22 protein-coding genes are annotated in these 24,060 nt (G+C 59.3%); 5 read left to right on the top strand and 17 right to left on the bottom strand.

Going from position 1 to position 24,060, the window contains the following annotated elements; all coding sequences use genetic code 11:
* Positions 1-88: 88 nt before the first annotated feature.
* On the top strand, positions 89-1,348 hold the full coding sequence (fliK, locus tag KEHDKFFH_RS02060) for a flagellar hook-length control protein FliK (protein ID WP_241956406.1): 1,260 nt from the start codon (positions 89-91) through the stop codon (positions 1,346-1,348).
* Positions 1,345-1,662 (top strand): EscU/YscU/HrcU family type III secretion system export apparatus switch protein, encoded by a 318-nt coding sequence (locus KEHDKFFH_RS02055; protein WP_104320368.1) that lies wholly within the window; start codon positions 1,345-1,347, stop codon positions 1,660-1,662. The genes fliK and KEHDKFFH_RS02055 overlap by 4 nt, the downstream gene beginning before the upstream one ends.
* Here the strand turns inward: KEHDKFFH_RS02055 and KEHDKFFH_RS02050 are convergent.
* The 16 genes from KEHDKFFH_RS02050 to flhA form a co-directional block, all read right to left on the bottom strand.
* Positions 1,648-2,751: an ATP-binding protein gene (locus KEHDKFFH_RS02050; protein ID WP_104320367.1), complete on the bottom strand. Its 1,104-nt coding sequence runs from the start codon at positions 2,749-2,751 to the stop codon at positions 1,648-1,650. The two genes, KEHDKFFH_RS02055 and KEHDKFFH_RS02050, sit on opposite strands and share 15 nt — an antisense overlap.
* Positions 2,748-5,030, bottom strand: coding sequence for an ATPase, T2SS/T4P/T4SS family (locus KEHDKFFH_RS02045; protein WP_104320366.1), 2,283 nt, complete (start codon positions 5,028-5,030; stop codon positions 2,748-2,750). Before KEHDKFFH_RS02045 ends, KEHDKFFH_RS02050 begins: the two co-directional genes overlap by 4 nt.
* 26 nt (positions 5,031-5,056) lie before the next feature.
* Positions 5,057-5,449: a DUF2802 domain-containing protein gene (locus KEHDKFFH_RS02040; protein WP_104320365.1), complete on the bottom strand. Its 393-nt coding sequence runs from the start codon at positions 5,447-5,449 to the stop codon at positions 5,057-5,059.
* Positions 5,450-5,516: 67 nt separating this feature from the next.
* Positions 5,517-6,005, bottom strand: a complete 489-nt coding sequence (locus KEHDKFFH_RS02035; protein WP_008173094.1) for a chemotaxis protein CheW — start codon at positions 6,003-6,005, stop codon at positions 5,517-5,519.
* A gap of 134 nt (positions 6,006-6,139) precedes the next feature.
* On the bottom strand, positions 6,140-6,955 hold the full coding sequence (locus tag KEHDKFFH_RS02030) for a chemotaxis protein CheW (RefSeq protein ID WP_104320364.1): 816 nt from the start codon (positions 6,953-6,955) through the stop codon (positions 6,140-6,142).
* A complete protein-coding gene (locus tag KEHDKFFH_RS02025) occupies positions 6,948-7,745 on the bottom strand; it encodes a ParA family protein (RefSeq protein WP_192875728.1) in 798 nt (265 codons plus the stop codon). Before KEHDKFFH_RS02025 ends, KEHDKFFH_RS02030 begins: the two co-directional genes overlap by 8 nt.
* A gap of 196 nt (positions 7,746-7,941) precedes the next feature.
* The gene (gene motD / locus KEHDKFFH_RS02020; protein WP_104320362.1) at positions 7,942-8,724 is read right to left on the bottom strand and encodes a flagellar motor protein MotD; all 783 of its coding nucleotides are present in this window, start codon (positions 8,722-8,724) and stop codon (positions 7,942-7,944) included.
* Positions 8,725-8,742: 18 nt separating this feature from the next.
* Positions 8,743-9,483 carry a flagellar motor protein gene (locus KEHDKFFH_RS02015; RefSeq protein WP_064228816.1) on the bottom strand — a complete coding sequence of 247 codons (741 nt, stop codon included), beginning with the start codon at positions 9,481-9,483 and terminating at the stop codon, positions 8,743-8,745.
* A complete protein-coding gene (locus KEHDKFFH_RS02010) occupies positions 9,483-10,646 on the bottom strand; it encodes a protein-glutamate methylesterase/protein-glutamine glutaminase (protein WP_104320361.1) in 1,164 nt (387 codons plus the stop codon). The genes KEHDKFFH_RS02015 and KEHDKFFH_RS02010 overlap by 1 nt, the downstream gene beginning before the upstream one ends.
* Before the next feature lie 65 nt (positions 10,647-10,711).
* Positions 10,712-12,844, bottom strand: a complete 2,133-nt coding sequence (locus KEHDKFFH_RS02005) for a chemotaxis protein CheA (RefSeq protein WP_104320360.1) — start codon at positions 12,842-12,844, stop codon at positions 10,712-10,714.
* 16 nt (positions 12,845-12,860) lie between these two features.
* Entirely contained in the window at positions 12,861-13,646 is a 786-nt protein-coding gene (locus KEHDKFFH_RS02000; RefSeq protein ID WP_104320479.1) for a protein phosphatase CheZ, read from the bottom strand.
* Positions 13,647-13,666: 20 nt separating this feature from the next.
* On the bottom strand, positions 13,667-14,050 hold the full coding sequence (gene cheY / locus KEHDKFFH_RS01995; protein WP_008173086.1) for a chemotaxis response regulator CheY: 384 nt from the start codon (positions 14,048-14,050) through the stop codon (positions 13,667-13,669).
* 162 nt (positions 14,051-14,212) lie between these two features.
* Positions 14,213-14,956 carry an RNA polymerase sigma factor FliA gene (locus KEHDKFFH_RS01990; RefSeq protein ID WP_104320359.1) on the bottom strand — a complete coding sequence of 248 codons (744 nt, stop codon included), beginning with the start codon at positions 14,954-14,956 and terminating at the stop codon, positions 14,213-14,215.
* Between the two features lie 31 nt (positions 14,957-14,987).
* A complete protein-coding gene (locus tag KEHDKFFH_RS01985; RefSeq protein WP_088559149.1) occupies positions 14,988-15,800 on the bottom strand; it encodes a MinD/ParA family protein in 813 nt (270 codons plus the stop codon).
* Between the two features lie 68 nt (positions 15,801-15,868).
* A complete protein-coding gene (gene flhF, locus KEHDKFFH_RS01980) occupies positions 15,869-17,179 on the bottom strand; it encodes a flagellar biosynthesis GTPase FlhF (protein WP_104320358.1) in 1,311 nt (436 codons plus the stop codon).
* A gap of 60 nt (positions 17,180-17,239) precedes the next feature.
* Complete coding sequence (gene flhA, locus KEHDKFFH_RS01975) at positions 17,240-19,420, bottom strand: flagellar biosynthesis protein FlhA (protein ID WP_104320357.1); 2,181 nt, start codon at positions 19,418-19,420, stop codon at positions 17,240-17,242.
* 218 nt (positions 19,421-19,638) lie between these two features.
* Here flhA and upp point away from each other — a divergent pair, with 218 nt between their 5' ends.
* Genes upp through KEHDKFFH_RS01960 form a run of 3 tightly spaced genes read left to right on the top strand, consistent with a single transcriptional unit; the run spans position 19,639 to position 22,371 of the window.
* The gene (gene upp / locus KEHDKFFH_RS01970) at positions 19,639-20,277 is read left to right on the top strand and encodes a uracil phosphoribosyltransferase (protein ID WP_008173081.1); all 639 of its coding nucleotides are present in this window, start codon (positions 19,639-19,641) and stop codon (positions 20,275-20,277) included.
* Between the two features lie 2 nt (positions 20,278-20,279).
* Positions 20,280-21,536: a uracil-xanthine permease family protein gene (locus tag KEHDKFFH_RS01965; protein ID WP_104320356.1), complete on the top strand. Its 1,257-nt coding sequence runs from the start codon at positions 20,280-20,282 to the stop codon at positions 21,534-21,536.
* Positions 21,517-22,371 carry a class I SAM-dependent methyltransferase gene (locus tag KEHDKFFH_RS01960; RefSeq protein WP_104320355.1) on the top strand — a complete coding sequence of 285 codons (855 nt, stop codon included), beginning with the start codon at positions 21,517-21,519 and terminating at the stop codon, positions 22,369-22,371. Before KEHDKFFH_RS01965 ends, KEHDKFFH_RS01960 begins: the two co-directional genes overlap by 20 nt.
* A 548-nt stretch (positions 22,372-22,919) precedes the next feature.
* Here KEHDKFFH_RS01960 and flhB read toward each other — a convergent pair.
* Positions 22,920-24,056 (bottom strand): flagellar biosynthesis protein FlhB, encoded by a 1,137-nt coding sequence (flhB, locus tag KEHDKFFH_RS01955; RefSeq protein WP_104320354.1) that lies wholly within the window; start codon positions 24,054-24,056, stop codon positions 22,920-22,922.
* Positions 24,057-24,060: the final 4 nt, after the last annotated feature.

Genomic DNA, 24,060 nt, shown 5'->3' with positions numbered 1-24,060 from the left:
CAACGGACAACAGCCCCCGACACCTCCAGCCCAGCCTGCAACGCAGACTTCCCGGCCTGCAGTCACAACCGAAGCGGCCCGCGAGCCCGTGGCTGCATCAGCACGGCAGCTGCTCGACCAGCTACAGCTGACAAACCGGGAAACCACCCTGGCGCGGGTGGCAGAGATAATCAACCGTCAGGGCAGCAGCAGTGCGGATCTGTTACTGGATATCAGGGGCAAGTCTCTTCTCGTCCAGTCCGCCGTCGGCAAGACCGAACTGGCGACCGGTGACTGGGTAAAAGTGATGCGGGCTGGCAATGAGCTGCAGCTGATGGGCAAACTCGCTCCCGCGCCCGAAGCCGGTATCGCCCGGGCCCTCGCCCAGCGACTGCCCTGGCAGCAAACCCTCGACGCTGGCCTGGCCAGACTGATGGGCACGCTGACACAGGGCCTCCGGCAAGACCCTCTGCCGGGCCAACTGCCCTCATCGCGAGCCCCCCAACCGCTTCCGGAAGCCGCCAGGCAGGCTATTGAACAAATGGTGGCGAGGCTGCCTTCTGGGAACAGCCTGACGCCCGGTGCTGGCAGCCAGGACACAACATCGCAACAGGTCCGCCAATGGCTTTCGGAAAGTGGCCTGTTCGCCGAGTCACGCCTGGCTCAGACACCCTCTGCCCAGTTACCCGATCTCAAGCTGGCGCTTGCCAGGGTGATTACCGCATTGCTTGCCCAACAAGGCAGCACACCGGAACACTTCAACCGGCTGACACCTATCTCGACGCCAGAGCTCATGCAGGCGCCACTTCAGTTTCCGCAACCACTGGCCACTCCCCAGCCCCCCGGCAGTGGCGAGGCGCCCAGCGTGGGGCAGATGCTCCGACTGCTGGCCGGAATGCTCAACCGGATCACCGTCAACCAATTGCACAGCCAGGTGCTCACTGCCCGTGGCGGGGGTGATGCAGCAGGGCCGGCACCCACGTCGACCCTTGTGCTCGATCTGCCATGGCTGACACCGCAGAACGAGCCGAGGCTGGCGCAGGTCCGGATCGAACAATATCCCCAAGACAGGGAATCGGAAACCAGATCCGCGAAAACCGCCACAGCCGAGTGGCGGCTTTCACTGTCCATGGATCTGGATGAGGCTGGGCCCCTGCATTTCGATGTCGCCCTTCGCCAACAGGCAGTGAGCGCCCGGGTCTGGGCAGAGAAACAGACAACCCTGCGCCAGGTGAACCAGGAGCTTCCCGCATTGCGACAGAGCCTGACCGACCTGGGCCTGGAAGTGACTGACCTGGACTGCCGCCGCGGCACGCCTCAGAGCAGCGTTACCCGACTCGAACACAGACTGGTGGATACCCGGGCATGACATCAGAGACCGAACAGCAAAGCAGAGCCGCCGTTGCGCTCAAGTACGATGGCGAGAAAGCGCCCACCATCAGCGCCACCGGCACCCACGAGCTGGCCGAGGAGATCATCCGCATCGCCCGGGAAAACAATGTTCCCCTCTATGAAAATGCGGAGCTGGCCAGCATTCTGGCGCGCCTGTCACTGAACGAGGAAATTCCCGAGTCGCTGTACCGGGTGATTGCGGAAATCCTGGCGTTTGCCTTCCACATTCGGGGGCTGACTCCCGAAGACCGCAAACCGGGCACGCCACCGGATGACTCAGTGAATCAGTGAGCGCAGCGCCCAGGCCTGCTGCCAGTTGTCACCACGCCTTGGCGCTACGGTGGTTTCAAAGTAATGGCGCAACCGGCGCCGGTCCTCGGGCTGATCCTTCAGGGCCGAGCCGATGATGTGGTGCATCAACTGCTCCACCGTGATGCTTCCCCCGCCGTAATACCAGGCGTTGAGGCTGGCCGCATGCGCGACCGACACAGCTTCCGCCGTGGACAGCGCCGAGCCGGCGAGGCGGTCGGTACTGCGACCATCGAGGGTCTGGCCATTGCGCAGCTCGTGGAACATGGTCACCAGGATCTCGATGACCGATTCTTCAAGCGCCACCTCAATTCCGGCCCGACTGTTGGCCCGGCGAACCTCCCGGAGAACCACAGCCATCTCGTCAGCCAGATTGCGGATCGGGCGAATTTCCTCAAAGTCCATCCGCCGCTTCAGGGCGGCGCTCATCCGATGAACGCCCTCATCGATGCTGTTGGACGTGGCGATGACGTTAAAGCCTTCACGCGCGAGCACCACACCATCGTCACCCGCCAGCTCGGGAATCACCACCACCCTGTCGGACAGCACGGAGAGCAGCGCATCCTGCAGCGCCTGGGGGCAACGGGCAATCTCTTCAAACCGAACCATCCGGCCCTCCATCATCCCTCTCAACAAGGGGCTGGGTACCAACGCCTTCAGACAGGGTCCCTCGGTATGCAGAACCGCTTCGTTCCAGCTATACAGCAATTGCCCGACGCTGCTCACCGCGCCACCCTGCAAGGTTAACGTGGAGCTGCCCGAAGTGGCGGCCGCCAGCAATTCCGACAACCAGGATTTGGCCGTACCTGGCTCACCGACCAGCAGGCAGCCACGGCTGGTGCACAGAGAAATGATAATCCGGACTACCATGGCCCGGTCGGCAACGAATTTCCGTTCAATGCCGAGCTTCTCATCCCCCAGCACGAACTTTTCCACCGCCCGGGGTGACATTAACCAGCCGGGAGGCACCGGGCCATGATCCATACTCCTGAGCTTGTCCAGCTCAACAGAGTAGACCACCTCCACCGGCTCCCGCTGGGCCGCCTTGTTAACAGATTGCTTGTTGCTCATTCCTGACTCCTGCGGCCGCCACGAACTTCCGGGGCCATGCGTTCCCTCGGGAGAATTCGCGGCAGCTCGGAAAGCGGAATAATGCCTTCAATCACATGATCCAGGGCGCTGTCCCGCATGGTCACCAGGCCGGCATCGAGAGCACGCCAGCGCAACTCCCCGATCGGCGGTTGGCTGGAAATGGCGTTCCGGATGTCCGAATCAACTTCCATGTACTCGACAATTGCCACTCGACCCTGGGTACCACGACCGTTGCATTTATCGCAGCCGGCGCCTTCAAAACAGCGGAAATCCGCGGGCGGCCCATCGGGAAACACCTCAGACAGAATCACCGGATCCGGCTCCGCGGGCTGACTACAATGCTTACAGATGCGCTTGGCCAGACGCTGGGCTATGACGGCCAGCAGCTCACCGGCGATGGAATTCGGGTGGATACCCAGATCGTAGAGACGTTGTAGTGAATCGACCGCGTCGTTGCAGTGCAGCGTAGACAGAACCACGTGCCCGGTCTGGGAGGCCCTGATCGCCTCCAGCGCGGTCTCCTGGTCCCGAATCTCGCCCACAAGAATCACATCCGGATCTTCCCGGACAAACGCTCTCATGGCGTCGGCGAAACCAAAGCCAATCTCCGACCGAACCCTGGTCTGCTGGATGTTATCGATGGAGTACTCGATGGGATCTTCCACCGTAATCACTTTTCGGCGACCATCATCAGCCAGGGTCTGCAGGCCGGCATACAGCGTGGTGGACTTGCCGGAGCCGGTCGGCCCCACCACCAGCACCAGCCCGGCCGGGTTATCCAGCAGTCGCTGATAACGGGCCCCGATCATCGGTGACATGCCAAGCTCGGCGATGGTCATGGCGCGGCCGGTCTGCGGTAACAGCCGGACAATGGCATGCTCGCCATGCAGGGAGGGCTGGGTCTGGATACGCAGGTCGTAAGCCATGTCGCCAAGCTGAAGCCGGGATCGTCCGCCCTGGGGCAACCGATGCTCGGCGATGTTCAGTTCCGCCCGCAGCTTGATCACGTTGATCACCCCTTTGATCTCCCGGGGCGACAACTGGTACTGGGGCAGATCATGGAGATCGCCATCCACCCGCAGGCGGATGCGAATCCGGTCACCGTACTGTTCGATATGAATGTCGCTGGCTTTCTCGCTCACCGCATCCAGCAGGATGGCTTCGTAGACAGACACCAGGTAGGGACTGACGTGCTTGTTTTTCGGATCGTTGCCCAGCAATTGATCGGTGGTGCCGGTCGAACTGGCCTGCTGCTCCGGGCCGGACCCGTGATCCGCTGCAAAGCTCCGGCCCTTGGCGGTCAGATCCAGCGCCGACCAGAGGCGGCGAAAATCCGTCGGTGTCACCAGCAGGCAATCAACCACCTGATTCGGGCTCAGGCGCTCCAGCTGATCTGTCCTGGCATCGGGATCATCGGTCACAACGGTGATCCGGCCATCCTCTTCGGCAATTGGAATCAGTCGTGAAAGGTCCAGAAATGTGCGTGAGAATCGCCGGAACAGCGCCGGGTGAAGATCCGGAAGAAGTTCGTCCGCGTCGGTGAAGGTCATACCGCGCTGCCGCGCAAGAGAGCGATAGAGATCGATCTCTTCAAGATTCAGCTTGCGCCGAAGCACATCAAGCAGTCGACAATTCTGTTTTGCAGCCTCCGCCTTTGCCTCCACGAGGATGTTTTCATCCACAAGGCCCTGGTCGATCAGGATCTGTTCCACGTTACGGTTGAAGTCGACCCAGCCGAGGGTTCGCACCCGATCCAGTCCATCGTTATGGCGCACAAACATGGCGAGGCTCGGCACCGGTCCCGCGCGCCCCTCAAGGCAAACCAGGTGACCGCCTTCGCGGAATAGATGAACCAGGCTGCGGGGCTCTTTAACAAACGATGTGCAAAGGACAAAATCGCATAGCGGGTCAGGCGCCGGAGCGTCTTCGGCATTGGCAACCACTACATCGACATTGTGCATACCGAGTCGGAAAAACCGCTCTCTGGCCGCTTCGGCAACAATCGCATTTCTTTCAACGTAGACCACCCGATGGGCCAGGCCTGAAAGCACGGCAGCCAGATATCCGGAACCGCCGCCCACGTGCATGACCACCTGATCCGGTTCGATCTCCGGAAGCAGGGACAGGATATGACTGACGGTTTCTTCGCGGGGAATGGAGTGGCCGGTTATCGAGGGAACCAGATCAGAACCGGAAACAAAATCATGGCGGGATACAGATCGGAGGGCCTCAAGGGCCCTCGGATAAACTCTCTTCATTCAGCAGCGTCCGTAACGGCGTGGTATCAGGCCGCCTGACGTTTTCTGAGTGCTGACACCAGCTCGGCCTCGGGACGGGAAATTCCGCACGTGTTCATAAGATCGTCGATATCGGCGCCGAGATCAACCAGTCGAGAGGCTTCATCATAAGAGATTCGCAGCGGATCGTTCTGACGCATCTCATCGAGCGTGGTCCGCAGTTCGTGCAACTGGCGTTCACAGGTGACCAACCGCTGCCCTACCCCCATGCTGCCACTGGTTGTGGCATGCAGTTCCCGGCCAAGGGTATCGCAGCGTTCTTTCAGGGTTACTCTCAGGCTACGTACCTGGCGCCCCAGCACCAGGCCCTGAACAAAAACCAGGGACAAGGCTGCCACAGTCAGCGCCCAGGGAAGATACGAAGGAATTTCTGCAAACATGACGGATGTCTCCCGTTAATTGCCACGGAAGGCATCCATCTTCAGGCCTGTAACGGGGTATCCCGGATTACAGTGCCGCGATTTCAGCCCACTCGTGGTCTGACAGCATCTTGTCGAACTCGACCAGAATGATCAGTTCGCCATCCTTGTTGCACACGCCCTGGATAAACTTGGCACTTTCCTCGTTACCCACGTTCGGTGCGGTCTCAATTTCGCTGGCTTTCAGGTACACCACCTCGGCCACGGAGTCCACCAGAATGCCCATTACCTGGTTGGCGGATTCCATTACCACAATCCGGGTGGCATCGGTTACTTCCGCATCCGCCAGGCCAAAACGCCGGCGGGTGTCGATGACCGTAACCACGTTACCCCGAAGGTTGATGATGCCGAGCACATAATCCGGAGCGCCCGGAACCGGAGCAATCTCCGTGTATCTCAGCACTTCCTGGATCTGCATGACATTCAGACCGTAGGTCTCATCATCCAGCCGGAAGGTAACGTACTGCAGTACCTGATCGTCCTGGGCCTGATTGGTTTGTCCGCTCGGGGATGCCATAGCGATGTTTCTCCTATTGGGCTGCCCGGCGGGCAACCTGATCGTCAAAAAAATATCATCAGTGCCCAATACTATAGTTAAGGGCACAAACCGTGCCAGCACGGCTCGGTTTCATTCAGTAACCGTTGTTTACGTCAGCTCAGATCCAGATGGTGCTCTCTTTCCGCCCGCACCAGCAAGTCAGCCATGGTACGCACGTCTATCAGCGCGCACATCTGGTCAATCACCGTCCCAGCCAGCCAGGGCCGTTTGCTGCGGGCAGTCCGCCATCGAACCTCGTCCGGCCTGAGCGTAAAGGACTGGGCCACATCATCACAGGCCAGCCCCCAGTCGCTGTTATCAAGCCGGATCACGAACCGGTAGTTGTCACGTGCATCCTGTGGCACCCGCCCCGCCATGATCCATTCGGCCGTATCCACCACCCTCAGGTTATGGTCCCGGTCCGGGCGGATGCCCATGTACCAGCGCGGGCTGCCCGGAATGGGCCGAATCTCTTCCTCAATCCGATGGATGGCACCGAGCAGAATCAGTGGTACCGCCAGCTGAAGACCCGCAACCGTGAATATCAGGCACTCGAAAGGCTGCTCTGACCATTCCGGACGCGAGGGTGGCGCAGCTGGCTCTGGCTGTGGCTCAGGCCGAGCCTCCACTTTTGGCTTGGGCACAGGCGCTTCGGGCGCCTGACGCACCACTGGCCGCGCTGGTTCTGCGGGCTTCTCCGGGGCCGGTCTGGGCGTTTCGGGCCTTGCCGCCGGTTTTTCGACAGTCGTTACCGGGGCCGGGCTGGGTCGGGTTGCTACCTGAGGCTTCTGAGGTGCCTGCTTCACCGGTTCAGGCGCGGCGGCTTCCTCCCGTAGCGCAGTATCAGTGGCCGTGTGCAGCAGTTCGTCAAGGTAACTGGCTATGGCGGTTTCCGGGTCTGCCAGCCTTGTCAATTTATCGTCAGCCATGCTGACGCTCCTTCACCGTGCCCACCCGGGACATGAGATCGTCCAGCAAATGGCTGTAGGCCCGGACACCGTGGGTTTCCGCATCCAGCGCAGAGGGAGTAATACCGCCCTGGCTGGCATCCCGGAACTTGGTGTCCACGGGAATGGCAAACTGCCACAGGGATTCACGATAGGTTTTTCGCAGGAGGTTCAGGCTCTTCACCGATGCCTGGGTACGCCGGTCATACAGGGTTGGCACAATGGTGTAGGACAGCTCGTTTTTCTGGGAACGCATGATCATCTTCAGGGTATGCAGCATGCGTTCCAGGCCCTTGATGGCCAGAAATTCGGTTTGCACGGGAATAATCAGGTGCTGGGCCGCCGCCAGCGCGTTGACCATCAGAACCCCCAGCGAGGGGGTATTGTCCAGCAAGACATAATCGAAGTCGTCCCAGAGCTGGGTCAGGGCCCGGGATATGATAAGCCCCATGCCCTCAACACCGATCATCCTACGCTCAAGGGTGGCCAGGGCCGCACTCGCCGGGAGCAGGGACAGACCCTTGCAACTGGTTTCGGTAATCAGCTGGGCCGGAAGTCCCTCGGGCACCTTGCCCTGGTGCTGGAACAGATCGAAAACGCTGTGGGCAATGGTGTCCGGGTCGTATCCGAACCAGCTGGTAAGCGAGCCATGGGGGTCGAGATCCACAACGAGAACACGCTTGCCACGCTCGGCAAGCAAGCCGCCCAACGCAACAACACTCGTGGTTTTACCGACACCACCTTTTTGATTGGCTACTGCCCAGATTCGCACGCTTCGATTCTCCAGAGAACACATCGGTGTGGCCGGCAATCACTGTGGCCACAGTCCCGGTTATCGGCCATTCCCCGGGCAACTTGAACAAATCGCACTGGGGAATGCCGGCAAGCTCTTGCCGGCGCCTTTTTGTTAACAGGGATTAATACAGGAACCGTGCCAATGGCTCTATACGCATCTGCCGACGAGCTGTTCAGCGCATAGCGCCGCGGATACTGGCGTCACGGGAAATCAGCAATACCACCCGGCGATTTCTGCGCCGCCCCTCTTCTGTGTCATTGCGGGCAACCGGCTGATACTGGCCATAGCCCACGGCCGCCAGACGCTCCGGCTCGATGCCCTCCATCACCAACATCCGTACCATCGACGCCGCCCGGGCCGCAGACAGTTCCCAGTTGGAGGGATAGCGGGAGGTACTGATCGGCTGGTTATCGGTGAAGCCTTCCACTTTGACCGCGTTGTCCCTGTTATTCAGGACGGTGGCGATCTTCTCGACAACATCAAACGCGTCGTAATGGGGCTCTGCGTCGCCGCTGCCAAACAACAGACTGTTGGGCAGATTCAACTCCAGCCACTGGTCGCTGGTCTCCAGTGACACCACCCCCTGGCTGATCAGCTCATCGAATTCCATCGACAGCTGGTCGGCCATGGCCCGCAGCGCTTCCGTTCGGGCCTGGGCGTCCATCTCCGGATTACGGGGGGCTTCGGTCACTGCCGGCGGAATGACATTCTCTGCAGGCGCATTCAGTGATCTTTGCGGCTGATCGCCAATCTCAATGGGCTGAAAGGACCTCTGGGGCGCGTTAAACACACCGGTCAGGGTTTCCGAAAGGACTTTGTACTTGCCTTCGTTGACGGACGATACCGAATACATCACCACAAAAAAGGCGAACAACAGGGTGATGAAATCCGCGTAGGAAATCAGCCACCGCTCTTTGTTGTGCAGATCATCGTCCTGTCGCCTACGGCGCCGCATACATTGGCCTGCGCATGCTTACTGCAGGAAGCCCCGCAGCCGCAATTCGATGGATTTCGGATTTTCACCCTCGGCAATGGCAATAATGCCATCGATCATCATGTCCTCGTATCGGGTACGTTCCCGCACGATACCGCGCATCTTGTTTGCGACCGGGAAGAACAGCAGGTTGGCCAGGGCCACACCGTAGATGGTGGCCACAAAGGCGGTCGCAATCCCGCTGCCCAGGGACTGAGGATCCTCCAGGTTCGTCATCACCTGGATCAAACCCATCACAGCCCCGATGATGCCGATAGTCGGCGAGTAACCGCCCATGGCCTCAAACACTTTGGCAGACTCCAGATCACGCTGCTCACGGGACTCCAGGTCCACCTCCATGATGCCTCGGATGGTCTCGGTTTCGGCCCCGTCCACCAGCAGTTGCAACCCCTTGCGGGCAAAGGGTTCAGGCTCTCTTTCGGCAAGGCCTTCAAGGCCCAGCAGACCCTGCTTCCGGGCTTTGACACTCCAGTCAATGACCTTACCAATACCGTCTTCCAGGTTGATGAACGGCGGGACGAACACCCAACGCACCTGGGTAAAAGCCCGTTTGAGCATGGGCCAGGAGGTCTGCAGAATGGTCGCCGCCAGGGTACCACCAATGACGATAATGGCTGCCGGCCCGTTGAACAGGGAACTAACCGCACCGCCTTCGAGCAGATTACCGCCGAGTATGGCGGCAAAGGCCAGTATGACCCCGAGCAGACTCAGGATATCCATCAGCAGACACCTTCGACCAGGCGCGGCCCGATTTCGTCCAGCGACAGCACATCATCTGTCAGCCCTGCCTTCGCAACCGCCATGGGCATACCGTAGATAACCGAGGATTTCTCATCCTGGGACCAGATGTCGGACCCACTCTGTTTCATCATCCGGCAACCTTCTTTGCCATCCGAGCCCATGCCAGTAAGAATGACGCCCAGCGTCTTGCCCGGAAAACTCCTGGCCAGGGAACCGAAAGTTACATCGACACAAGGCTTGTAATTGAGCCGCTCGTCGCCCGGCAGAATACGGATCCTGGCCTGGCCACCGCGATTCTCGACCATCATCTGTTTGCCGCCGGGTGCCAGCAAAGCAAGCCCGGGCCGCAACACATCGCCATCCTGCGCCTGCCGCACTTCAATCCGGCAGAGCTTGTTGAGGCGTTCGGCGAAGGCCGGCGTAAAGCTGGCCGGCATATGCTGCACCAGTACGATGGGTGCCGGAAAAGCGGCGGGTAACGCAGTCAATACCCGTTGCAGGGCAACCGGTCCGCCCGTCGAAGTACCAATACCAACCACCGCGTAATGCTTGGCAGCGCCTCGGCGGGCATGACGCCTCGGTGCTTCGGCGTCACTCGGGGAGCCGGCCGGGGCTGCAGGGCTGGGTGTGTCTGGGCGCTGGCGCAGCGTGCTGTCCGGGCGGGGACGCGCCGAGGTGCCTGGTGCCCGGGGGGCGGGCGCCGAGGGTTCAGTGCGGGCCGGGGCCGCAGGCCGGTTTCCCGGCCGGCTGCGGGCCACGTCGAGAATCCGGTCGATGAGAATTTTCTGGAGCTGACTGTTATCCCGGGCGATTTCCTCGAAATTCTTGGGCAGGAAATCGACGGCACCTGCCTCAAGCGCGTCGAGGGTCACCCGGGCGCCCTCATAGGTAAGCGAAGAGAACATGAGCACCGGTGTCGGATGCTTGCGCATGATTTCGCGCACGGCAGAGATCCCATCCATTACCGGCATCTCGTAGTCCATGGTGATCACGTCGGGACGCAGTTTCTCAGCCAGCTCCACGCCTTCCCGACCATTGGTAGCTGCACCAACCACCTTGATCTGGCCGGAGCTGGTCAGGATTTCCGTCAGCCGTTTGCGAAAAAACCCTGAATCGTCAACGACCAGGACAGAAACTGTCATCCACTTCTCCTACCCAATCCATAGTTCTTCGGCCTTCTACCGCCACAGTCACCTGAAGGCCCGGTTCAGCCGTAATGTTGCAACAGACTTGGCACATCAATAATCAGCGCAATCCGGCCATCACCGGTAATGGTGGCGCCGGCCATTCCCGGCGTACCCTGAAGGGCGCGCCCGAGGGGCTTGATCACCACCTCTTCCTGTCCGACCAGCTGGTCGACAACAAAACCAACCTGTTTGGTCCCCATGGCCACGATGACCACATGGGCGTTTTCAGGCACGTCCTGGGAAGCACCGCCACGAACCAGCCATCGCTTGATATGAAACAGCGGGAATACCTTTTCCCGAACCACAATGCACTCACGCCCGTCGACGATATTGGTCTTGGTAAGGTCAAGGTGGAAGATCTCGACCACATTGACCAGCGGCAGCGCGAACGACTGATCCCCCAGCATGATCATCAGAGTGGGCATGATGGCCAGTGTCAGCGGAACCTTGATGACAATCCGGGAACCCTTGCCCAGTTCCGATTCAATGCTTAACTGGCCATTGAGCTGGCCAATCTTGGTTTTAACCACATCCATGCCGACACCACGGCCGGAGACATCGGAAATCTGGTCTTTGGTGGAAAATCCGGCCGCAAAAATCAGGTTGAAGCACTCAGAATTGGTCAGGCGATCAGCGGCATCCTGGTCGTAAATCCCCTTCTCAACTGCCTTCCGGCGCAGCACTTCCGGATCCATACCGGCGCCATCATCCTCGATGAACAGAAGGATATGATCCCCCTCCTGCTCGGCGGACAGGGTAACGGTACCCTGGCGAGGTTTACCGGCTTTCTCGCGCACCTCCGGGGCTTCGATGCCGTGATCGACCGAATTCCGGACCAGGTGAACCAGCGGATCGGACAGCGCTTCGACCAGATTCTTGTCCAGGTCGGTATCTTCACCGTGCATCACCAGGTTGACCTCTTTCTTGAGGTTCCGGGCCAGATCACGCACCACCCTTGGGAACCGGCCAAACACCTTCTTGATCGGCTGCATGCGGGTCTGCATCACGGCAGACTGGAGATCGGTGGTGACCACATCCAGGTTGGACACCGCCTTGTGCATGTGCTCGTCTTCGCTTTCGTTGCCCAGACGCTGCAGGCGATTACGCACCAGCACCAGTTCGCCCACCATATTCATGATGTCATCAAGGCGCTTGGTGTCGACACGTACCGTCGTTTCCGCAGCAGGCGCGTTCTCGCGGGCGGGCATAGCGGGTGCCGCAGCGCCTTTGGCTTCCGGCTTTTCGGCTGGCTTCGACTTCTCGGGCTTAGGCGCCTCTGCTTTCGGCTTGGCCGGCTCTTTCGGCGCTGAGGGCTCTTTCGGCGCTGAGGGCTCTTTCGAAGCTGAAGGCTCTCCCCCGGCTGTCGGGCTTCCGCCTTTGCCGTGAAGATCGTCCAGCAGTTTTTCAAATTCGTCGTCGGTGATCAGGTCGTCGCTGCCACCGCCCTCTGCCTTGGCAGCCGGCCTCTCATCTTTGTTGGCAGCTTCTTCCTCGCCCGCAGGCGCACCGGCAAACTGCCCTTTTCCGTGCAACTGGTCCAGCAGCGCCTCGAATTCGTCGTCGGTAATTTCATCGTCGCCAGAACTTTCCTGGTCGCCGCCCGGCGATCCGGTGTCTGTCGCCGGTGAGGTGTCCTCAGATTTTTCGTCCTGCAAGGCATCCAGAAGCTGTTCGAATTCGTCGTCGGTGATGTCGCCACCGTCTTCTGCCGGTTCGCTCTCTTCGTGCCCGGATTGAGAAGCAGCGGCGGATGCCCTCTCGCCTTCTGGCTGGGCCAGTGCATCGAGGCGTTCAATCAGTTCGTCCGGGGCCGGTGTCAGCTCCTCGTGATTGCGGACCTGCTCAAACATGGCATTGACGTTGTCCAGGGCTTCCAGGACCACGTCCATCAGCTCAGAGTCCACCTTGCGCTTGTGATTGCGCAGGATGTCGAACACGTTCTCGGCGGAATGGCAGCAATTCACCAGCGCGTCAAGCTGAAGGAAGCCCGCGCCACCCTTTACTGTGTGAAAGCCACGAAAGATGGCGTTGAGCAGATCACTGTCATCAGGATGTTGCTCAAGATCTACCAACTGCTCTGACAGCTTCTCGAGGATTTCGCCGGCTTCTACCAGGAAGTCCTGCAAAATCTCTTCATCAGCATCAAACGCCATGCGTTACCCTCTTCATTCAGAAACCGAGACTGGACAACAGGTCGTCTACGTCATCCTGTCCCGAGACTACATCTTCACGCTCATCGGCCTTGATCTGGGGCCCGACGCCCTTCTCCGCAGACTCTTCTTTTTCTTCAATCTGGTGCACCGTGCCCGTGAGCTGGTCCACATGGCTTGCCATCACCACCAGGCTGAGCATCTGCTCCTCAACCTCTTTCACCAGGGCGGTGACCTTCTGAATAACCTGCCCCGTCAGATCCTGATAATCCTGAGCCAGCAGGATTTCCGACAGGTTGCTGTACATGGTGTCGGCATCGGTCGCCATACTGACGAAAAAGCGATCAATCCGGCCATAAAGTTCCCGGAACTCCGCCGGCTGCATTTCCCGGCGACGCAGACGCTGCCACTCGTCACGCAGGGCGGCGGCCTCGTCTCTCAGGGCATTGGCCACCGGCATGGTTTCCTCAACCAGATCCATGGTCCGGTTGGCGGCCTCTCCAGTCATCTGCACAACGTACTCGAGGCGATCGGAGGCATCTGTCATCATTGACAGTGCTTCCTGCTGTTCGGCGTTACGGGGGTCAATCTGGAAGTTCCGGATTGCTTCGTGCAAGCTCCGGGTCAATCGCCCTACCTCGCGATACAGACTCTGATCCCTGACCTCACTGAGTTCATTGATCAGGGTCATGGCTTTGGCATAATCCCCCGCATCAACACTCTCTGCCAGTTCTGCTGCCTGCCGCTGGAGCTTTTCCGTCACCTCCGGTTCAAGGCCCCGATGGTTCTTTTTGCTATCGCTCATGAGAGCCATCCGACCTCTGGTTACTGGATTCTTTCAAAGATTTTCTCAATCTTTTCCTTGAGCACCGCGGCAGTAAACGGTTTGACCACATAGCCGTTCACACCCGCCTGGGCAGCGGCAACAATCTGGTCCCGCTTGGCTTCTGCCGTTACCATCAACACCGGCAGGGTTTTAAGATTTTCATCAGCCCGAACGGCCTTGAGCAGATCGAAACCAGACATGCCCGGCATGTTCCAGTCGGTGACCAGAAAATCGTATTTGCCGCTCTTGAGCATCGGCAGCGCCGTGTTGCCATCGTCTGCTTCATCGGTGTTGGTGAAGCCCAGATCACGCAGCAGGTTCTTGATGATCCGTCGCATCGTGGAGAAGTCGTCCACAATGAGGATTTTCATGTTTTTGTCCAATGGGACCTCCAGTTAGTAACACCCGGAATTCGTTTGACCTTCGCGCTCAAAGTCTAGCAGGCCGCTGTTTTAACCGCTTATTGTCAGACCTTTGCTTCGGTTGTAAAGCATCGGTTACCAAAAACTACAGACTGCCTCTTCGCGGACACAGACAGAACGCAATCAGCTGTCCGATTCCTGGCACCAGTCCGACAGCCGTCCCCGAAGGCGCAGAGCAGCCTGGCTGTGAATCTGGCTTACCCGGCTTTCGCTGACGCCAAGCACGGCGCCAATCTCCTTGAGGTTCAGTTCTTCCTGGTAATACAGGCTCAACACCAGTTTTTCCCGCTCCGGCAGGTCTTCAATGGCCTCAGCGAGGCTGCGCCGGAAGGCATCGGAGGACAAGCCCTCAAGGGGATTATCCTGCGTCTCTGTCTGTTCTATCGGCAGCTCTCCGGATTCATTGAGCTCATCGAGGCTAAAAAGTCGGCCACTGTTGGAATCGGAAAGGTAAGAATGGTATTCGGCCAACCCCATACCCAGCTCTTCGGCCACCTCCAGGTCCTGGGCTTCACGACCAAGACGATCTTCAACGGCCTTGATGGCCTGGGAAATACGGCGGGCGTTGCGATGCACAGAGCGGGGAACCCAGTCGCCCTTGCGGATTTCATCCACCATGGCACCGCGAATCCGGATGCCGGCGTAGGTCTCGAAGGTGGCACCTTTGGTGGAACTGTATCGCTGGGCGGCCTCAAGCAGGCCGATCATGCCGGCCTGCATCAGGTCTTCAAGCTGAACGGAAGCCGGCAGGCGGGCCATCAGGTGAAGGGCAATTTTCTTGACCAGCGGCGCATGCTGCTCAACAAGCTGAGACGGTTTCTGCGCACCCGACTGGTTATAGATTCCGAGGTTTTTCGCCAATGTCATGTATCCGGTTTCTTGTTTGACTGGATCCGATTCAGACTTCGACGAGCCGCTCCACAAAAAATTCCAGATGCCCGCGGGGAGAAGACGGCAACGGCCAGCTGTCTACCTTGTCCGCCAGCGCCTTGATGGCCAGGGAGGCTTTTGCTCTGGGGTAGGCATCCAGCACCGCGCGCTGTCGCTGGACCGCTTTTTTCACAGCCTCATCGTAGGGGACTATTCCAACATATTGTAGTGCCACATCCAGGAATCGCTCGGTGACCCGTGTCAGTTTTTCGAACAGATGCCGGCCTTCCTGCTCGTTCCGTACCTGGTTGGCAAGAATACGGAAACGATTGGTGCCGTATTCGCGGTTCATGAGTTTGATCAGGGCGTAACAGTCGGTAATGGACGTGGGCTCGTCACAGACCACCAGCAACAACTCCTGGGACGCCCTGAGAAAGCTGACAACCGATTCGGAGATCCCAGCGGCGGTATCCACAATCAGGACATCAATCTGGTCCCCCAGTTCGCTGAACGCGTTAATCAGACCAGCGTGCTCCATGGGGCTGAGCTGGGTCATTCTCTGGGTGCCGGAAGAGGCAGGAACTATCTTGATGCCGCCAGGACCATTCACCAGAACGTCCTTGAGATCGCAGTCGCCTGCCAGAACATCCTGGAGGTTACGGTTGGCGGTAATGCCCAGCAATACGTCGATATTGGCCAGCCCAAGGTCGGCGTCGAGCAGCACCACTCTCCGGCCTTTCTGCGCCAGGGCAATTCCGAGGTTCACCGACACGTTACTTTTGCCGACTCCACCTTTACCGCCGGAAACTGCAATCACCTGTACCGGATGTGCTCTGCTCATACTGTTATTTGTCTCTCGCCACGTTTCGCCGGGTGCGTTTCCGGCGCCTGCTGTCAATCTGTCCGGTCTCAGGCGTGCTCTTTCAGGCCCTCTGCGACCGCCTGCTGTTGCTGGAGTGTTTTAAGCCGATCCACGGCCAATCGCACCAGCGGAACAGCTTCTGCGTGGTGCAGATCTTCAGGTATCTTCTGCCCGTCCGTGTAATAGGCGACCGGCAGACCGGTTTCCATCACAAAGCCAAGAGACTCACCCAGCGTCAGGGCCTCATCGATCTTGGTCATCACACAACCCGCAAGATTTGCCATCTTATAGCAATGCCAGACGGATTTCATGATACGTGGCTGACTGGTTGCCGAGACCACCAGATGCGTCTTGACATTGTGATGGCTGCGAGCCAGTTCGGCCAGCTGTTCCTGGTAACCTTTATCCGCACTTGTCAGCCCCGCGGTATCGATCAGTACCAGGTGACGGTCTGATAGCTCGTCGAGAATATCATCCAGGCTATGACTCTCATCCACCACCCGAACGGGCACATTCAGGATACGACCGAACACGAACAGCTGCTCGTGGGCCGCCACCCGATAGCGGTCGGTGGTCACCAGTGCCACGGAGTCGGAGCCGTGCTTCAGCACGTAGCGCGCGGCCAGCTTGCCAATGGTGGTGGTTTTCCCGGAACCGGTGGGGCCCACCAGCGCGTAGGCGCCACCCTCATCCAGCCACTCCATACGGGAGGTCCGGACACCAGTGCACAACATTTTGAGGGACTGCTTCCAGCCGTCCTCGAGACGCCCGGCCTTGTGGCGACGGGAAATCGAGCCCGCCAGTTCCGTGCCCAGGCCAAATTCCTGCAAGCGCTCAGCCAGCCTCTGTTGAACGGCGGTGGTTGCCGAAACCTCCGGCTCCGGCTGCGGCCGACGACCCTGCATCATGTCTCTCAGGGAGCTGATCTCGGCGCGCATCTGCGCCAGCTCATCGGAATAGGCCTCCCTGGGCGCCTGGGGCAGAGGTTCAATGTCACCGAAACCACCACCCACGGCTTCCTGAACGGCGGCAAACGACGATCCTGCGTAGCTGGCTCCCTGGGAAGCACGCTTCTCCCTGACTTCACGGATGCGATCACGGGACCGGCCCAATTCATCTTCAAGACGGCGATGCTGGTCGGCTTGCATTTCCGCAAGTCGGGAACCGTTGGTGGCCTCTTCAGCCTGATTGCCCAGGCGCTGACGCGCCATGTTTTCGTCATAGTCTAACGCCGTGACGATTTCGACACCGCCATCGACCCGACGGTTGGAAAGAATCACGGCATCTGGCCCCATCTGTTCACTGACCTGTTTCAGCGCCTCTGCCATGGACTGAGCAAAAAACCGTTTTACCTTCATGATGCCTCTTCCTCCACCGGCAACGCCGTGCCGGCGCTGTCCGCTCTGTCATCCGCGCCGTTACTGGCCAACGGACGCCACGATCGTAATCTGTTTGTTATCCGGAATTTCCTGGTACGAGAGCACGTGCAGGCGCTCTACCCCATAACTGGCAAACTTCGCCAGTACCGGCCTCAGGGGCCCGGACACCAGCAGAATGGCTGGTTTACCGAGCATCTCCTGGCGCTGAACACTCTCCTGAAGAGAGCGCTGGAGCTTTTCAACCATATTCGGCTCCAGAACCAGGCCAATATCTTCCTGACCGCCGGATTGTTGACTCTGTTGAACTGACTTTAGCAATAACTGTTCCAGATCCGGATCCAGGGTGATGACGGGGATTTCCGATTCGTTGCCGCAGATACTCTGGACAATCATCCGGCGCAGGGACTGCCGGGCTACCGTGGTCAGCAGCTTCGGATCCTGACTCTTCGGATGCACGTTCACGATGGCCTCGGCAATGGACCGCATATCCCGGATCGGCACCTCCTCCTTCAGGAGGTTCTGCAGCACTTTCAACAGCAGGCTGATGGAAACAGTCGTGGGCACCAGCTCCTCGGCCAGCTTCGGAGAAATCTTCTCCAGTTGATCCAGCCACTTCTGGACTTCCTCGTGGCCCAGCAGTTCGTGGGCGTGTTTCTGCAATACCTGGTTCAGATGGGTGGCGACCACCGTACTGGCATCAACCACGGTATACCCCAGGGTCTGGGCCTGGTCTTTCTTGTCCGGCTCAATCCAGCTGGCATCCAGACCGAACGCCGGATCCTTGCCTTCAATGCCCTCTATCTTTCCGAATACCTGGCCAGGATCGATGGCCAGTTCGCGGTCTGGATGGATTTCCGCCTCGGCGATGGTCACGCCCATCAGGGTGATGCGGTAGACGTTGGGCATCAGATCCAGGTTGTCGCGAATATGGACCGAGGGCATCAGGAAACCCAGATCCTGGGAGAGCTTTTTACGAACCCCCTTGATGCGACTGAGCAACTGGCCACCCTGGGATTTGTCCACCAGCGGGATCAGCCGGTAACCCACTTCGAGACCAACGATATCGACGGTGGACACGTCGTCCCAGCCCAGCTCTTTGGTCTCGCCGGGTGCTGGCAGCTGACGACCCTGATCGCCCCCTGCGTCGCCGCCCGGCGGCAGATCCCGGCCTGCTGGACGCGGTGCCGCCCCGCCAGTGCCCCGGGCCGGGAATGCCCCGTCTTCCTCGACGATCTGCCTCTGGTGTTTCCAGATATACCAGGCCGCTCCAGCTGCCAGCGTACCCAGACCCAGGAAGGCCACGTGCGGCATGCCGGGAATCAGGCCGAGGATGATCAGGATGGTGGCAGCAATCGACAGGGCCTTGGGCGCGCTGAACATCTGCTGGAGGATCTGCCCGCCCATGTCCTGGCTGGAGGTAACCCGCGTTACCATGATCGCTGCGGATGTGGACAGCAGCAGCGAGGGAATCTGTGCCACCAGGCCGTCACCAATGGTCAGCAGTGCATAGCGCTCCATGGCCAGCCCGAAATCCAGATTGTGCTGGAGCATGCCGATGGCAATACCACCGATGATGTTAATGGCAAGAATCAGAAGGCCGGCAATGGCGTCGCCCTTCACAAACTTGGACGCACCGTCCATGGAGCCGTAGAAATCCGCTTCCTGGGCGATCTCGGAACGACGATGCTTGGCTTCGTCCTGATTGATAAGGCCAGCGTTGAGATCCGCATCAATGGCCATCTGTTTACCGGGCATGGCATCCAGGGTAAAGCGGGCACTCACCTCGGACACCCGGCCGGCACCCTTGGTCACCACCAGGAAGTTGATGATCATCAGGATCGCAAACACCACCAGACCCACGGCGTAGTTACCACCGATCAGTACCGCACCGAAGGATTCGATCACCTTACCGGCGGCGTCACCGCCCTCGTGGCCATTCAGCAGAACAATCCGGGTGGAGGCCACATTGAGGGCGAGACGCAGGAGCGTGGCCACCAGCAGAACCGTCGGGAAAGAGGCAAACTCCATGGGCCGGAGGGCGTAAACACACACCAGCAGAATGACGATCGACAGAGTAATGTTAAAGGTAAAGAACACGTCCAGCAGAAACGCCGGCATGGGCAGGATCATCATGCCCAGCAAACCCATCAGCATGATGGGAATGCCAAGGTTTCCCCGCGTCAGGGTTTTGACGTTATTGAGGACTAAAGCTCTGTCCATGCCGGATACTTCTCCGATTGGCCGTGCCTGCAGGCGTTCTAAGGGTCGAAAATCTGACACCGGGGCGTCGTATGGAAGGGTTATCGCAAGATCCGTACCACCCCTTAGTGGATTTCCGTGAACCCGCCATTTGCGGCCTGACTCCCCTTCCCAGATGCGGTATCCTTGCGCCATTTGATTGCGACGATAAATCTCCAACCAGACACACAGGTGACCCCATGCCAATCCACGAGGTAAAACACCCTCTGATCCGCCACAAGCTCGGCATCATGCGCCGTGCGGATATCAGCACCAAGAATTTCCGGGAGCTGGCACAGGAAGTTGGTGCACTCCTGACCTACGAGGCCACCAAGGACTTCAATCTGCAGGAAAAGACCATCGAAGGCTGGGCCGGACCGGTCAACGTGGAGCAGATTCACGGCAAAAAAGTCACCATCGTTCCGATCCTGCGGGCCGGTCTTGGCATGCTAGACGGTGTGCTGAGCCTGATTCCGGTGGCCCGGGTCAGTGTTGTCGGCCAGATCCGCAACGAGGAGACCCTCGAGGCCAGCACCTACCTGGAGAAACTGGTGGGCGAACTGGACCAGCGCATGGCCATGATTGTCGATCCGATGCTCGCCACCGGGGGCTCCATGATCTCCACCATCGATCTGCTCAAGAAGGCGGGCAGCACCGAGATCCGGGCTCTGGTTCTGGTTGCAGCACCTGAGGGCGTTGAAAAAGTTCTGGAGAAACATCCGGACGTGTCTATCTATACGGCTTCTGTCGATGAGCGTCTCAACGACAAAGGCTACATCCTTCCGGGTCTCGGCGATGCCGGTGACAAGATCTTCGGCACCAAGCAGAAGGACGTTTAAGTATGCAGGATCATACCAACGACCCGGTCTGGAAACAGGCCATTGCCGGCTCCCAGATGCTGCTGGTGGCATTCGGTGCGCTGGTTCTGATGCCCCTGATTACCGGGCTGGATCCCAACGTGGCCCTCTTCACCGCCGGCCTTGGCACCCTGATATTCCACATAGTCACCGGCGGCCAGATCCCGATCTTCCTGGCCTCGTCCTTCGCCTTTATCGCTCCGGTGATTGCCTCCAAAGGCCGGTTTGGCATGGAAGAGACCCTCGGCGGCCTGATGGCAGCGGGTATTCTCTACATTTTCCTGAGTGGCCTGGTGCGCCTGCGAGGCACCGGCTTTGTCCGCCGCCTGTTGCCGCCAGTGGTTATCGGCCCGGTGATCATGACCATCGGCCTCGGCCTGGCACCGGTTGCGGTTCACATGGCCTCCGGGCGCACCGGTGACGGCGCCAACCAGCTGATCCCCTATGACACCGCCATCTGGATCGCCATGATCTCGCTGGCCGTGACCATCATCATGTCGGTCTGGGCCAAGGGCATTTTCCGGCTGATTCCGATCATGTTCGGCGTGATCACCGGCTATATCCTGTCTGCTTTTGCCGGCATCGTGGATACCACCCCGATCCAGGAAGCCGCCTGGTTTGCCGTTCCCAACTTTGTTGCGCCAGCCTTTAGCTGGGGCGCCATACTGTTCATGATCCCGGTGGCCATTGCCCCGGCCATCGAACACATTGGTGACGTGCTGGCCATCGGCAACGTGACCCGCAAGAACTACCTGGAGAAGCCGGGCCTGCACCGCACTCTGCTGGGTGACGGCCTGGCCACCAGCGCCGCCTCCCTGCTCGGCGGGCCGCCCAACACCACTTATTCGGAAGTCACCGGCGCGGTGATGCTGACCAAGAACTTCAACCCGAAGGTCATGTGGTGGGCGGCCTGCGTTGCCATCGTTCTGGCGTTCGTCGGCAAGTTCGGTGCAGCACTGCAGACCATCCCGGTGCCTGTCATGGGTGGCATCCTGTGCCTGCTTTTCGGCTCCATTGCCGTGGTTGGCCTTAACACGCTGATCCGCCACCAGGTGGATCTGTCACAGTCTCGCAACCTGGTCATCGTGGGTGTCACTCTGGTGTTCGGTATCGGCGGCATGGTGCTCGGGCACCTGGAAGGCATCGCGTTGTGCGCGGTGGCTGCCATCATCCTGAACCTGATACTCCCCGGCAGCCGCGAGGCATGGGGTAAAGCCGTTTATGAGCAGAAAGCCGACTGACAGCTCCGGCATCAGTTTCACTGCCCTCTATACCGGTGCCGTCTGGCACCGGTACGGGCTTTCTGACGACACCCTGGCCACAGAAAAAGGCCGCTGGCTTTACCGACTGATGACCCCCTTCGAAGCCGCCAGCAAAGCGGCCATCGGCGGCAACATCCGCACCTTCCTCCTGCAGCGCCACCTGATCATCGACCACCTGATTGACCAGGCCATCCGCGACAAGGGCATTACACAAGTGCTGGAAATCGCCTGCGGCATGTCGCCCCGGGGGATTCGCTTACGCCAGAAACACCCCCTGCTCCACATGGTCGAAGCCGACCTGCCCGACATGGCCGCCCGCAAAGCCCTCCGCCTGATGGCCACGGGCCGGCTGGGCGAACACCATCAGGTAACACCGATTGATATCCTCGCAGAGCACGGTGAATACCAACTGGAAAAAGTGATCGACCGGGTATTCGAAAACTCAGAACCAGTGATCATCATCACCGAAGGCCTGACCAGCTACTTTTCACTGGAAACCATCAGCGAGTTCTGGCGCCGACTGGCCGCCGCCATGGCTAAACGCCCCGGCTCCATTTACCTGTCCGAGAGCTACTACCAGCCCAGACAGCCCTTGCTGAACACTACCCTCAAAGCACTCGGCGGCGTCCTCGGGGCTGCTACGCGTAGCCAAGTATCCTTTCACTTTCAGACCGACGAGCAGGCCCGGGAGCACTTTCTCTCCTGCGGCTTTACCTCGACCACTGTGCACGATCCGCGGTCCTGGTATGGGGTGCTGCCTATTCCCGAAAGCCGCGGGGAGCCGATGGTTCGGGTTATTGAGGCTGGCTGCTGATCTTGCCTTCCACTCCTGCCCTAGCCTGATGATTTAGCAGTAAGAGTTTTGTGGGGTTGCCTCCCAAAAACCGCTACGAGCACATCCATGTGCGCTTGGCGTCGGCCATCCTTGGCCGCCGACATTTTTGGGAGGCAACCCCACAAACCTCGCCAACCTGACGGGAATCCGCCAAAACCACGTAGGTTGGATTAGGCGAAGCCGTAATCCAACAAATGGGATCAGAGCCAGACCTGCATTGTCGGATTACGGCTTCGCCTAATCCGACCTACGGTCAACATTGGAATTTTTCAGCGATATCGATGGGTTTGATAAGTGGTCTTGGGCGGCCTTTTCAGGACTGTCTGTGGCCATGGATGGCCACAGCCAAGCGCACATGGGTGAGGCCAAGCGATTATGAAGCGAAGCTTCATGCGACAGCCGAACGACAGCAATCTGTGATTGCTGGCTGGACCCCGAAGGGGTGCTCGTAGCGTGTCCTGAAAAGGCCGCCCACGACCACGCTTACCCCCAAAATCGCAGGCTACTTACAGGACTCCAACTCCAAACTAGACGTCGCGCCGCAAATCAGAGGGAATTGGGAAATCAGGCATACCCGGTTTGGGCCCACGCCCCTTGCGGAACTGGCGGAGCTGGAACACATAGGCGAGCACCTGGGCGATGGCCATGTAGAGGCCATCGGGAATCTCTTCGCCGATGTCGGTGTTGTGGTACACCGCCCGGGTAAGCGGCGGCGTTCTCAGAATCTCGACTTTGTTTTCACGGGCAATTTCCATGACCTTGAAGGCCACCTCATCGGCCCCCTTTGCCACCACAATGGGAGCGGCCATGGCCTTCTGGTCGTACTTCAGGGCCACCGCGTAGTGGGTCGGGTTGGTGATCACCACGTCTGCGGTGGGCACGTCCTGCATCATCCGGCGCTGGGCCATTTCGCGCTGGAGCTGGCGGATCTTGCCTTTCACCTCCGGCTTGCCCTCGGTGTCCTTGTACTCGTCTTTCACCTCCTGCTTGGTCATGCGCAGTTTTTTCTGGTGATCGTAGATCTGGAAGGGTACGTCGATCGCCGCGATGATGATGGTAGCGCAGGACAGCAGGAAAAAACTCCAGGCGATGGTCCAGAGAACATGCTCCATGGCCGGTACCACCGGCTCTTCCGCGATGGCCAGGAGGTCTTCCGTGCGCAGATCGAGGATGAGGATGGCCAACGCCATGACCAGGCCGACTTTCGCGATGGCCTTTACCAGCTCGATCAGTGAGCGAAGGGAAAACATGCGACCGAGGCCCTTGATGGGATCCATGCGGTTGAGCTTGGGAGCAACAGCCTTGCCGCTTATCAACAGACCCCCAATGCCGATAGAGCCGAAAATGGCGGCAATGAGCAATAGCACCAGAATGGGTGAGAGGGCCCAGGCTGCTTCCTTGGCGGACTCTATGAGCTGGACGCTCATGTGTCGCATGTCAAAGATGGCGGAGCGTTCGATCACGAAGCTGTCGCGCATGATGGCCGCCAGCGACGCACCGAGGCTGGCGCCAAACATCAGCATGCCCCCGGCGCCGGCCAGGAGCACAGCCATGGTGGCCAGCTCTTTAGAGCGCGCAGTCTGGCCCTCCTCCTTGGCTTTTTCGAGCCTTCGGGGGGTGGCCTCTTCCGTTTTTTCCTGACTGTTGTCGTTTTCTTCGGCCATGAGT

It is taken from the genome of Marinobacter maroccanus (assembly GCF_002933275.1).
GTDB lineage: Bacteria > Pseudomonadota > Gammaproteobacteria > Pseudomonadales > Oleiphilaceae > Marinobacter > Marinobacter maroccanus.
Note: the sequence above shows the minus strand (reverse complement) of the source record. Positions and strands in the feature narration are given on the sequence as shown.